The following is a 13,618-nucleotide window of genomic DNA, read 5'->3' as shown; positions in this document are numbered from 1 at the left end:
AGACCCTCTCAACCCGGCCCTATAATCCGCCAGGCTATCGATTTGCACAACCGGGATCCTTGAACATTCCCCCAAAAGGTGCATTTGAATTGAGTGAATTTCACACCAGCTCAACCGTGAAATCAGGATCGAACCCCACACCTGGATACCCTCTAGGATTTGCAACTACTAGCGATTGCATCACGAATGGCGGCCGACCGCCAGCATGCGGCAGAAGAACCCAAGGCTCCCGGCAGTCGTGAAGCCGGGTCCCGCAAATCCGCTTGGAACCCGCGCGATCTATCTTGCTGACCGACTCCTCCGCATCCAGGCACCAACGACCCCTCCTCCATCGGCACCAATGCATCCAGCGGCTACTTTCGGATGTACCGTCAGGACGTCGAGGAGCTTTACGAGATGGTCCAGCCGGGGACGCAAGTGATCGTTCAGCGGTGATAAGGATCGGTGCGGTAGCAGCCCGAGAGGTTCCTCGCCAGCCGAGGGTGAACGATTTCGAGCGAGCTTTGCCAAGCAATGATCTAACCGCTGGGCCAAATGTCACTGCTGTCGGCGTCTCGGCCACGTCTTTAGTATGGAGCCGCATACCAGCTAACAGAAAACAACCCGCACGCCGGTCAGCTTAACTTCTACTATTTTTTTACTGATGCACGATACACCGGCCATTCAACCTGGGGAGTATCATGGCATCTGGCCTTACTGACATGGAAGAACTGTTGGGCAGGGTATCAAATCCTGCAATTGCTGATTACTTGAAAGAGGCGTTAGCGTGCTATGGCACGGGAGCCCACCGAGCGTGCATCGTAATGACGTTCATCGCAGTATTCGAGGACCTCAGAACGAAAACAAAGCTGCTGGCAACGCTCAACACGCAAGCGAGGGCGATATCCAGAGACATAGAGACTTTGGCAAATGGCCAGAAGCCTTTCGAGACGAAACTCGTCGAAAGGCTCCAATCGAACGAACTGATCAGCGAATTGCAGGGGCAACGCCTAAAGCAGATCATCTCCCACAGAAATAAAGCGGCCCACCCCTCGGGCCACCACGCCTCCGCCGAAGAGGCGCGGTACGTTTTCTTTGAGGCAATCGACAAATACTTGCGCCATCCTGCATTGAGCACAAATCATGCGGTTGACCGCATTATCGAACGGTTTTCTGAAGCAAACTATTTTCCTGACAACAATATGACGAACATTCGCGCGGTCGTGAGGGAGGAAGTCAGCGGAATTCATCCTGAGGCGTACGACTATCTGGCAATCAAAGTCGTCGGGCACATTGGCAGCGCAGATGCGACGGCAAATAAAAACGCTCGCTTTTTCATGTCAGGAATGGCGGCAATTGACGAGTCAGCCATGAGGAAGGTCGTTATGGAACAGTTCGTTGCGAAAAAGTCCAGCGACCCCGTATTTGGGGACGAGATCGCAGCGACGTTGTCTTCTGGTCCCAAAATGATCGAGATCGCCAACTCAACAACGAAGTCCCGACTAAACTCACTGATCGAGAAGGTGACGGAGGGCACTGAAAGCACCGTCCCAATCACAAGGATGAAGCATCCGATCACTCTCATCGGCGCAATGATTTCGAAACTCGATGAGTCGACTGTCTTTCCGACATTTCAGGGATCAGTCGACAAAATTCTCGATAAATACTGGAGAAACCCAACCATAATCGACGCGGTCAGCAGTTCTACAAAAGCCTTCAAGCAGTTACGAAGGCTATATCTTGAAAAGGCTGGATCATCGGATTTTGCGACGGCAAATGATTTTGCAGCGGCGCTTCCGGATCTCGACCAAAAACTGGCCGAGAAAGCGCCTCGGCAATTTGCGGTACAGGTGCTCGGATCTGTGTGTGTAGCAGCGCAAACAGGCGCCTACAAAGCAAAGCCACTTCGATCTAGCAAGTTTGCCTCCATCGGAGCACTCAGAGCTAAAGCCATTGATTACATCGACGAAAAGCCAGACCAGGCCACCAAGGCACTCAAGAAGATTGGTATCGGCGGGACGGCAGCCGACTTCAAGGCGGATTATTTGGCGCCGCCCGACGCCGACCAAGACTAGCAGCAGGTTCTCGACCGAGGTCGCCTCCTGACAGGGCGTGTAAGGTGCGTATGAGGCTCAGGGGGTATAAACGTGTGATCGATGCGTATTAGCTATTGAAGCTTCGGAAGCGAACCAGAGACCCGTCATCGACAGCCTCTTTTCCACCTAAGAGCAGCGGCTGGTACAGGAAGTCTGACCTCGGTTCTGTCCCCACAACCAAACTAACACAAAACCCAGTTGACGGTTGGGCTCACTTGGCCGGAGGCGCGGTGCTGTTCTGCCAAAGACATACCTGGTAATGGGAACTTCAACGTTATTGCCGAGCATCTGCAGTGCGACGTCGGCCTGGAAAACCGCGTCATCTCAGTTGGCCCGCGAGCCATCGGCGGCTGCCGTTGGTTCGGCAATGCTTCCTATTCGGAGTGGAGACGGAGTGGATCGAGACTACCGCAAGCCGATCATTTTCATCGATTTCGATGGCACCATCTGCCACGATCGGTACTGGCGCAGCCTTCCCCCGTCAAGCAGAACAAGTTGCAAACCTACTTGTTTCAGAAGAACCGCCATATTGTCTTCGAGTGGATGCGAGGACTTCACACCGCGGAAGAGGTCAACGGTATGGTCGCCGCCGCACTCGACATGCCCTTCGACAAAGTATGGGAGATTTTCGTGGCAGATTGCCAGTCGATGCAGGTTTCGCTGGTCACTCTTGCCCGCCTCTCGCGCCTTAGACTGGTCGCCAATGTTATCCTTGTGACCGGAAACATGGACAGTTTTTCCCGCTTTACGGTGCCAGCCCTTCGGCTCGACCAACACTTCGATGCGATCAGCAATTCCTATAACGAAGGCAGGCTGAAGACGGATGATGGTGGCGCCTTGTTCATGCAGTATGCCGACCAGTTCAGCGCCTCGATTCTGGATTGCGTTGTCATCGATGATTCCGAGGAAGTCTGCTCGACTTTCGCCCAGCTCGGTGGAACGCCGCTGCGCGTGACTGCGGAGCGCACGACGGACGCCATCCTAGACGATTTGCTGCTGTCCTGAATACGAACGCACTACAATGGCCCGCATTCGCCCGGAATGTGCCAGGTTTGGGTCTCTCCCTGCGACCCACCGGGCGCCTTCGCCTCGTTCACGCCGGGAGCAATGGATCGCTGAATGGCAGCTATCAGATTCACTTGGTTTAAGTGCGGGCAGCCGTAACGAGGTCGAGAGTCGAGAAAGTGACGCCAGTCCGGTCCGGGCGAATCCTTCTTCACCTGTCCGGTCGGCAGGCTGACACAAGATCTCGGCAACAGATCCACGTGCTGTCGAGACTACCTTTCGGTATGGCATTAACAATATCGGTTCACTGTGAACGCCGGAATTCGTATGTTTTAGTGTGCGAAAACTCGTTGAGTTATTCTATTCGCGCTCAACCTGTGATCTAAGTTTCCGCAATTGTTATTCCAGCATACGATCGAATTGACCTGATGAATAAAACTACCTGGCTTCGCGACCTCGTACGCTTTCTTCCGCTAAAGAGCCAGTTCGTACTGTCTGGCAATGTACGTGACCTTCAGGCCTATGAGATCGCGCAGGACACCGTAGCGGCATTGCCTCTGGGCCTCTGCCTGCAGCGAGAGCTACAATCGTGTGGCTATCGCGACGTCATCTCGTTTTCGCCAACGGTGGGTTTTGGACTGCCGGGTGTGACAAATGAAGCAGAACTTGCCCAAGTTATGATGCGGAACGGCTTAGGAAGTGAAAATCCCAAGACAATGGGATTGGAGATGCTTGGACAGCTCCTTGGCTCATTCACTGCGGCAACCGGTGAACCTGCCGCACTTATCGTCGATTTCGCGTCACGGCTGGTGAACCGGTCCGATGCATTGACGATCGCCGAGCACACTCTATTCACCCAGGCGCAGATTCTTTGTCATGCGGCAAAATCCCGACCAGCAGGTCCAGATCGGAAGCCATTTTACAATTCGATTATCTGGATAGTCGAACGCGATTCCGATCTCCCCGATTGGCTAACTGTCGATAATCCCAAGCTCCGGACTATCCCCGTAGCAGTCCCCGATAGTCTCACTCGAAAATCCTTATCGCAAACCCTGCTCAAATCCTTACCTGCCGCTCAGCAGGCTTCAGAAGGGCAATTAGCTCAGTGGGCCGAGACATTTGTCAACCTGACTGAAGGGCTGTTGCTCTCAGATATGAATTCCATTGCCCAACTTGGTCGGAACGAAGGATTGAAAGCCAGCGAGATCGCTGATGCCGTTCGCCGGTATAAAGTCGGCGTCACGGACGACCCTTGGCGCAAGATCGATAGGACTAAGATCGCAGGGGCCGAAGAGTTCATTCGCTCTCGCGTAAAAGGCCAAGATCATGCGGCAATGCATATGCTCGATATTGTCAAACGGGCTGTGACAGGGGTCGGGCGCTCTTCCACCAACGGGCGTCCGCGTGGCGTTGCCTTCCTCGCTGGGCCGACCGGCGTCGGGAAGACTGAGCTGGCAAAGACGATTACCAGCCTCCTCTTCGGCGACGAGTCCGCATACATTCGTTTCGACATGTCGGAATTCAGCGCGGAGCATGCGGATCAACGGTTGATTGGCGCCCCACCAGGCTACGTGGGCTATGACGCCGGTGGCGAGCTAACGAATGCAATTCGCGAAAAGCCATTCAGCGTGGTGCTGTTTGACGAGATCGAGAAAGCGCATCCCCGCATTCTCGACAAGTTTTTGCAGGTTTTGGACGACGGTGTGCTGACGTCAGGCCGCGGCGACAGAGTTTACTTCTCCGAAGCGATTATCTTGTTCACGTCCAATCTCGGCATCTATCGGACCGATGCAAGCGGCGCTCGTATCCAGAACGTTTCGTCCGATGAGACACATGAAGTAGTGACCGCGAAGGTCAGGGAAGAGATCGATCGCCATTTCAAGCTCACCCTCAACCGACCAGAGATACTGAACCGCATCGGCGAGAACGTCATTGTCTTTGATTTCATCCGTCCGCAGATCGCTGATGCCATCTTTGACGGCATGGTTGCGAACTTGCTCGAAAGCACACGCTCGATTGGTTTCGATATTTCCATCACCGATAAAGCGAAGACCGTGCTGAAAGAGATGTGTCTGCGTGATCTGTCTAACGGCGGTCGTGGTGTTCGCAACATGGTGGAAGCACATCTAGCTAATCCATTGTCGCGAGCGCTGTTTGACACCGGAGAGGTTGGCGGCACCTTCCGTATCGAAGAACTCTCAACCGGAGCTGTAACGTCGATCACGCTCGAGCGGGAACAGCGACCATCATGACGGCTATCGCCATCTCTCGAATTCATTTTCCGGTCACGACGCTGGGACCGGGCAATCGCATCGGGATATGGCTACAAGGATGTTCAATTCGGTGCCCCGGATGTATCTCGGCAGACACTTGGGCAACAGGCAGCGGAAAGACGACTGTCGAGGACGTCCTATTCGTGATCGCTCAGTGGCTGCCCGAAATCGATGGCGTGACGGTCTCTGGCGGCGAACCATTTGATCAGCCGGAAGCTCTCCGAGACCTACTTAGGCAGATCCGCCTCCGGACCAATGCTGATGTGCTCGTCTTCTCAGGCTATCCAATTGAGAAAATTGCGGACCAACTCGACGATATGGCCGGGCTGATTGATGCGTTGATCTCCGATCCCTGACTCAATCGAAGCTCCGCAGACGCTAGCCCTCCGGGGAAGCGACAATCAGCGTTTGAACATCTTAACTCCGCTCGGAAATGCCAAGTTCTCGTCGTATCAGCGGGAAGCTGCGTCCTCCGACCGGAAGTTCGACCTGATGATGGATGATGCAGGTCAGGTCTGGATGGCCGGGATCCCGGGACGCGATGACTTCAAACGGCTCACTGAAATTCTGTCCGCCCAAGATCACAAGATTTTCACAACACAAGACCGCTCCGCGGGAGCACCGAGACGCAAAGCCAATGATTAGATTTTGTCCGAACTGCAAGACAGAACGTCCACTCAGCGAGTTCTACTGCCAAACCGTCCTTGAAGATGGCGCGACTTGCAATTGGGATCTAACCGCGGTCTCCGTCAGAGAACCAGGCAAAGGTGAGGCCACCAGTACGGAATCCTCTTCTCCTGTTCACACGCAGGTACCTGCCCTACGGACGTGCCCAAATGGACACGCCGTCGACGAGGGCGATCTAATCTGTATGGCTTGCGGAGCGGAGATCTCAGACGAGGTTCCACCCATCGAACCTGTCACGTTAGAAACTCCTCCTGAAGACGCACCAACCGCGGAGGTAATCGCGACGGAGATTGCCGGTTGGACAATAGAGAGCCGCTTGCCATCGATCAGTACAGTCCGAGAGCGTTTCCTGGCAATCGAACCGGAAACAGGAAAACGAGGCATACTGACGCTTTACGCGGACGGATCTGAGCCGGATCCGTCGGTCTATGACGCCATTCGAAACATGCCCGACGACCACCTCCCCCAAGTTTATGAGGTCGGCCGTTGGCACGACCGAGCGTTTGAGATTTCCGAGGAAATCACCGGCGGGAGCCTCGAAGAGGCGCAACTCGATGGCGCCAATCTTGGCGTGGTCAACTCGGTCGTGTTTGAGATTGGTAAAGCCTTGGGGTCGTTCTCACAGGCGGGCTTGCGCCATCGCGACATCACCCCTGCGAACATCCTGAATTCGGACCAGAGATCCTCTCGATCTCGTCGTCGCCGGTTTCGGATCGGCGAGATTATCTGACTACGACTTGGATATAGTCGCGCCTCTGGAAACGACCCGCTATATGGCACCTGAAGCTATCGCAGGTGGGGTGGCGGCGGCTTCCGACTGGTGGAGCCTTGGTATGATCACGCTCGAGATCGTAACCGCGGGCGCGTGCTTCGAAGGAGTGAACCCTCAGGCATTTCTAATTCACGTCCTGACCAAGGGTGTCACCGTTCCCGAAGGTTTGGACCCATCGATCGAGCGCCTTCTGAAAGGTCTCCTCGCGCGGGATCATCGCGAACGTTGGCAATGGAATGAATTGCGGGCTTGGTACGCGGGCGAGTTTGTCGAACTGCCTGCAGAAGTCGTTGACGAGACTGATACCGTTGGCAAGGCAGCCATCGCCCTGGCAGGAAAATCGTATTCAAAGGCTACAAGTTACGCCTTGGCAGCCGCAGAGCCAGGAAATTGGGACGAGGCTCGGACCCATGCCGCACGCGGCGTCATCGCCGCTTGGGCGGAAGACGCAGGATTTGATGATGCGGTTCAATCAGCGTTGAGGCGCCTCGCGCATACGGACGGACTGTCGGACGACCTACGCCTTTCGATGGCGCTGAAGACACTCTATCCGGCAATGCCTCTCATCGTGAAGGGCAATATCGTCACCCCCGGTTGGCTGCTTGACCATCCTGCCGAGGGTACAGACCTTATATTCGGGCCATCAGCTGAAATCCTGGCACGCCTCGGCGTCGAGGAATGGCTGCAGCGCTTGAAGCAGCGAGGCATTTCAGTTCGAGAGAAGGCTCGTCAGTTTTCGATCACGCTGAATGAAGAGGATTTGCAGGTCCACCTTCTGTCGAGCTCAAAGGCTCGCCTCGCGGCGCTTTGGACTGAGAAACGACGGATTCTGCCTGATACCGATCATCCTGGCCTCAACTCCCTCATTGAAAGACGCCAGACGACGGACGAGGACTTCATTCTCTTGTTGGCTGCAGACGTCGGCCAGTTCCGATCTGTCGACGAAATTCTGGATGAAGCGCAGGCAACGGCTGAACGCGCTGGAGTTCCGTCGTTCGAAAGGGAGCAAGCCCGTGACCTCCTGAGCCGGTCTCGAAGAGATTTGCACGCGCTTGTTGATCGGCGGCTCGCAGGTTTCGCACGCTCAGGCATCGAACGGGTTGACGAATGGGCGGATCAGTTCCGGCTGGACAGACGCATCAGCCTCGACCGCACCCTAGTTCTCCTTTCTGTTCCCGAGGAACATTGGCTAGAGCCGCCAAAACAGCACTATGTGTCGACTCTCCTCGAATACTTCTCGAAGAAGATTTCGGGAAGCATCCTGCGTGGACCGCTGACGAGAATGGTCATTGGCAAGACGACGCCCCGCGTTGATCTTACCGAGCTCGGGACCGAGCGTAAGCCTGCAGCGGCCATGCTAGATCTCATGCTCTCCCGAACAGATCGTTCTGAGGACCTCGATCCTGCGGCATTCGGCCAATCGGAAACGCTGGAGCGGCGGTTGCGATCACTGCACTCGCACTCGACACTCTACAAACGCGATACGGGCATCGACGGACTTTACCTTGGCTTTCCGTTCCTTATCCATCGTGACGATCGCAAAAAGCCAAAGATCGCTCCCATCCTGCTTTGGCCCGTCAAGGTCACCCCAGAGGTTGGCAATCGCGGTCACGCGACCATCGCCTTCGACCGTGACCGCGACGAAGTACGTCTCAACCCAGCGTTTGAAGGCATGATTGGCATCGACGCGTCGCGACGCTGGCAAGAGGCCGCGAACGATCTCCTTGGACGGGCAACATTAACCGCGGCGGATGTGGTCGATGGTTTTGGTGGGCTTTCCAAAATCGAGGGCCGATCACTATCGAAACTTCCGAGCAAAGACACGGATGCGGATTTCGGACATGACGTTATCTCTTGTTCGGCCGTTCTGTTCCATCTGGCATATATGGGCCAGGCGATCGTGGAAGATTTGCGCCAGTTGAAAAGCAAGCAGCTGGGTGGCAGTGCGTTGGAAACCGCGCTCAAAGTTACGGATGAACCACCGCAATCCGCGCCCCGTGAAAAGCCGTCAGAAATGGATCGTTTCTTCACAGTTGCGAGCGATCCGTCCCAAGAAGCGGCCGTCATTGAAGCGCGATATGCCCCAGGGCTTCTAATTGAAGGCCCGCCTGGCACCGGCAAAAGCCAGACTATCGTGAACATGGTGGCTGACGCGATTGGCCGGAAGAAGAGTCTCCTTGTAATCTGCCAGAAGCAAGCCGCGCTCGAAGTTGTAAAAAAGCGCTTGGAAGCTGAAGGACTCGAAGATCGCATCTTCATGGTCACAGATATCAACCGAGATCGCGAACCTATCATCCAGGCAATTCGAGATCAGTTGGAGGCCCATCACAACAACCAGTCCAACCAGGGATGGAAGCGTGATCGCCAGAATTTGGCGACGAGAATTCAAGCCGTCGAGAATGATCTGAACGGCCATCACGCTGCGCTTCATACAATCGACGACCATTCCGGGCTATCGTATCGGGCTCTACTTGGCGACCTTATAGAGATTGAGACCCCAAAGGTCCCGATGGATGTCCCGGCGCTCCGGCGACTGCTTGGCCCATTTAGCCCGACCGAGATTGCAGAGTTCGCAGAGGCGTGTGGCCCGCAGGCACGCTACTGGTTGCCAGCGAACTATGAAGGCAATTCCCTCGTCGTTCTGAAGACATTCAATCCAGATCCGGCCAACACCGCTTCCTTTGACGAAGACCTCCAAGCGTTTATCCGCAGTGAGAGCGATCGTTTGGATGTTTTCACGCGTACGGCCCAGGCGCTGTCTATGAAAGACCCCGCACCGTATCGAAGCTGGCTTGACGAAAACGATCGCGAGTTCACGGAGCTCGACCAGATTGAACGCAACGAGCTCGCTCGCTGGTACCGGCTGTGTACATTCGAAAACGGAACTAGCAAAGCTTCTATTGCCGAGGCCCGGCTGCGGCATATTCACGACGCCATTGGCGACTTAAGAGGCTCAGTTCCTCTAGAACCGTTCCGCAAGCAAACCTTGGCGCTGTCAGACGCCGACCTTAAGGCTTGGGCGGCTGACGCCCAGGTCCTGACCACTCCCCCGTCCTTCTTCGGAAAAATAAATCCATTCCGCTGGCTACGTCTACGCAAGACGAAGTCGTTCCTCCAGTCGGCCGGATTACCTCCGGAGATCGCAGCGTTCGATGCGGCCTTGCGGTGGGAGCAGCAACTCCGCCCCCTACGGCAGGACCTCGCACAGACCTTGCGTCCATTTGGTGAAGCGAATGTCGTCTCTGATGACCTTGTCGCAAACGATCTAGCAGCCGTAGCAGTCCACAGAGCTGACGCGATCGCGAGTGCTCAAGCCCTGGCAAACAAGGTTTTCCAGTACCCTGTTCCCTCACAGTTAGAGGCCGTCGTCGCGAAGGCGTCACTTGCCGAGTATCAAAGCCTGAGGGATAGCGCACATCAGGCATTCGAGCGATACGAGGCCAAGCAGTTCAGCCGTGCGTCGCTGGAAAACGCGGCGCAATGGTTCGACCCGAAGTGGGTATCCGAGCGGCTGAAAACCATTGAAGATGATGGGCAGAATGGCGGAGTGATCGCTTCAATTTTGGAAGCTCGCCCAACTCTCGAAGCCTACCAGAGATTTCGGATCAGAGCGAATGGCCTGCCGCAGGCGGCACTTGATATTTTCAAGCTTTTGCGCCCCAAAAGCGCCGAACTCGAACGCCTGCCCGGTTCGGCCCTGGACGACGAAGTTCGAAAGATCGTCAAACGCGAGGCGATGCTCGCTTGGAAAACCAAGCTCGAAAACGACGATCCCCGCCTGCTCTACGAGGCCGCTGAGCTGCAGGCCAAGATCAGATCGGTTGGCGAAGCGGAGAAGGCCATGCGGCGGGCAAACCGCCAGATGCTGACGCAGGGTATTGACCCTGCCCGGGTCGCGTCGCCACGAGATTGGGAGCCAATCACTCGGCTTCGCGGACAGCGAGCACAGCGACTGCGCGAATTCCTTGAGAAGGGACCAGACCTTGGCCTCATGGAGTTGCGCCCCGTTTGGCTGATGAACCCGGATGTGGCGAGCCGAGTGCTCCCACTACGAAAGAACATGTTCGACACGGTCATCTATGACGAGGCATCGCAGATGCCTGTCGAGTATGCCCTTCCCACCCTTTTCCGCGGTGAAGTCGTGGTCATCAGTGGTGACGAGAAACAGATGCCGCCAACCGCATTCTTCGCCAGCCGAGTTGAGAATGACGAAGCAGACGTTTTCGATGGAGAGGAGCTTGATGAAGATGCGACAGAGGTCGAGCGCGAGACGTACAACGAAACGTGGAACCGTCGCGAAATCAAGGATTGCCCCGATCTCCTGCAGCTCGGAAAATCTGTTCTTCCGACTACGACCCTTCAGATTCACTACCGCTCAGCGTATCGCGAGCTGATTGGGTTCTCCAATAGCTCCTTCTATGGCAACAGATTGAGCGTACCCGTGCGGCATCCAGATGAGGAAATCTTAAGGGCAAAGCCGATCGAGGTCATACGCGCCGACGGGATTTACAGCGATCAGACCAACGAAATCGAAGCGCGTCGCATAGTTCAGGTCCTGGCAGATATCTGGCGCAGGCCGGGGAACACGCCGACCGTCGGCGTTGTGACCTTCAACCGCAAACAGGCTGACCTGATCGAGGAGATCCTTGAGAAGCAAGCTGAGAGGGACGATTGGTTCCGAAACATGGTTGCGCGAGAGCGAGATCGTGTTGAGCGTGGTGAAGACGTAGGCTTCTTCGTTAAGAACGTCGAAAACGTCCAAGGCGACGAACGCGATTACATCATTTTCTCGTCGACCTTTGGAAAGAACGCGCAGGGAAGCTTCCGAAGGAACTTTGGTGTCTTGGGGCAGAAGGGTGGCGAGCGTCGTCTGAACGTTGCGGTAACCCGCGCACGGATCAAGGTGATCATGGTGACATCGATGCCCATCGGTGATGTTTCCGATATGTTGAGCAGTCGCCGGAAGCCAACGATCCCGCGTGATTATCTCCAAGGCTATCTCGAGTACGCTCGGTCAATGTCAGATGGCGACTTCAAGAATGGTCGTAGCTTACTGGATCGAATGCTGACTGAGCGGAGCGGGTCGCAAAATCGAGATGGATCAGATCTCGACGGATTTGCTGCATCGGTGGCGGCATACCTTGCTGAACTGGGCGTAACTACCGACCAAGTAAATGATGGAAGCGCGTTTAGCCTGGATTTTGCTGTGGAAGACCCGAAGACCGGTCTCTATGGCCTTGGCATCGAGTGCGATGCACCGCGCCACAGAATTCTAGATAGCGCTAGAGCGCGGGAAATTTGGCGGCCGTCCGTTCTCGGTCGCTCTATCCCCGTCATCCATCGCATTTCATCACATGGCTGGTACCACGCTCGCGAAGAAGAAAAGCAGCGTCTGCGCGATGCTGTCCAATCGGCGATCTTCAGGGAGGCGGCCGAATGAGCGGTCCCAAAGTCGTTCGGGTTATCACCCGAGAAGAGATAATCGCGATCTGCCAAGGTCATATCGCTGCGCTGGTAGCTGCGTTCGAGCAATGGCAGCGGGTCGGCAAGCGGAATGAAATCGTGGATGCGGAAGACATACGGCTGGCCCAAAGTAGGATCTCTGCGATGGGCGACCTTCTCGCAATGGATAAGTTCGCTGAGCTTCAAAAGCAGGCGCCTCTCGAAATCGCATTCCTAAAAGCTGACATGGAAACACGAATCGAACGGGCTGCCGAAAAGACTGCGCGGGACCGCAACGAGGGCAAGCGAAGGCTTCGCGCGGCGAATTCGTTGGCGATGGCCCTGTCAGAAAAAGGGTTTGCAGTTCCCCCTGCTCTGTCCAATCCAGGATCTTGCTCTCAAGACGAACTTCAGGCCGCTGTCACCCAGGGATTTGCACTCTTGGCGCCATCGAGCTTGCCCAGCGAGATCACGGATCGACAGCGCGAACTGGCAGCCAAGTTGGGCGAAGGAGAAGCGCATCCGACACTTGCAGATTGGCTGGCAACCCAACATCCCTCCGCGGTCGAGGATCCGCGATTGGCCGACCTCGAGCGTCGATATGAAGAATTGCGAGCACTTGATCCGGAACGCGCAAGCAAACTGAGCGATCGGGTGGAAAAAGTATCAAGCGACAGATCGTCCAGACGCTCGCTGTTGATCGACAGCTTGGCATTGGACATTGCCGCCGAACGGCGGACCGCGACTGACGAAGCGGATGCACTTGTAAAGCTGCGTGCAATGGAAGCTCAGCTTAAAAACATCCAGACACCGGCTTCAGCCTCACAGCTCGCGAAAATAAACAACCTGCTGAACGGGTCTTCGACGGTCGCCGAGCTCTCGAACATGATCGCTACCGCAACCGCAACCCTTCAAACGATAATTCAGGAGCGAGCGGAACAGGATCGGCGCAGCGCGATCCTCGCTGGTCTCAGTGAACTCGGATACGAAGTCATAGAGGGGATGCAGACAGCCTGGGTTGAGAACGGCCGGGTCGTTCTGAAGAGCAATAAAAGACCTGGGTACGGAGTGGAGATCGGTGGAAACCCCAATAGTGGCATTCAGCTACGCACGGTTGGCTTCGCCGCCTCAGCCGATCCCCGCGATGCAATCGCCGACATATCCGCTGAGACTGAGTTTTGCGGAGATTTTTCGGTACTGCAGGCCAAGCTAGCCGCGAGTGGGGAGAATTGGTGGTGGTGAAGGCACTGGGTGTCGGAACAACGGCCGTCAAAAGAATATCTGCGGTCCCAGAAAACGAAATATCGGACACGAACGCGCGGGGCACCGCTCCCACTGTTCGACGATCATAAGTAACTTGCAGC

At 55.6% G+C, this 13,618-nt stretch carries 4 protein-coding genes and 3 pseudogenes; all 7 read left to right on the top strand.

Translation table 11 applies throughout. The annotated features are described in order from the left end of the window. Positions 1-172 precede the first annotated feature (172 nt). Positions 173-435 (top strand): annotated as a pseudogene (locus tag MF410_RS31125) (L,D-transpeptidase); the annotation flags it as partial. A 245-nt stretch (positions 436-680) separates the two neighbouring features. Then, on the top strand, positions 681-2,054 hold the full coding sequence (locus MF410_RS31120; protein WP_130696034.1) for a hypothetical protein: 1,374 nt from the start codon (positions 681-683) through the stop codon (positions 2,052-2,054). Between the two features lie 219 nt (positions 2,055-2,273). Beyond that, positions 2,274-3,080 (top strand): hypothetical protein, encoded by an 807-nt coding sequence (locus MF410_RS31115; RefSeq protein WP_239620828.1) that lies wholly within the window; start codon positions 2,274-2,276, stop codon positions 3,078-3,080. A 428-nt stretch (positions 3,081-3,508) separates the two neighbouring features. Beyond that, a complete protein-coding gene (locus tag MF410_RS31110) occupies positions 3,509-5,332 on the top strand; it encodes an AAA family ATPase (RefSeq protein WP_125849263.1) in 1,824 nt (607 codons plus the stop codon). Beyond that, positions 5,329-5,998 (top strand): annotated as a pseudogene (locus MF410_RS31105) (4Fe-4S single cluster domain-containing protein). The gene MF410_RS31110 and the pseudogene MF410_RS31105 overlap by 4 nt, the downstream one beginning before the upstream one ends. Further along, positions 5,991-12,252 (top strand): annotated as a pseudogene (locus tag MF410_RS31100) (AAA domain-containing protein). The pseudogenes MF410_RS31105 and MF410_RS31100 overlap by 8 nt, the downstream one beginning before the upstream one ends. Further along, a complete protein-coding gene (locus MF410_RS31095) occupies positions 12,249-13,496 on the top strand; it encodes a hypothetical protein (RefSeq protein WP_239620827.1) in 1,248 nt (415 codons plus the stop codon). The pseudogene MF410_RS31100 and the gene MF410_RS31095 overlap by 4 nt, the downstream one beginning before the upstream one ends. The last annotated feature ends 122 nt before the right edge of the window (positions 13,497-13,618 follow it).

Origin of the sequence: Rhizobium sp. C104, from assembly GCF_022354505.1 — a bacterium.
Classification (GTDB): Bacteria; Pseudomonadota; Alphaproteobacteria; order Rhizobiales; family Rhizobiaceae; genus Rhizobium; species Rhizobium redzepovicii.
This window is presented reverse-complemented; position numbering and strand designations above follow the sequence as displayed.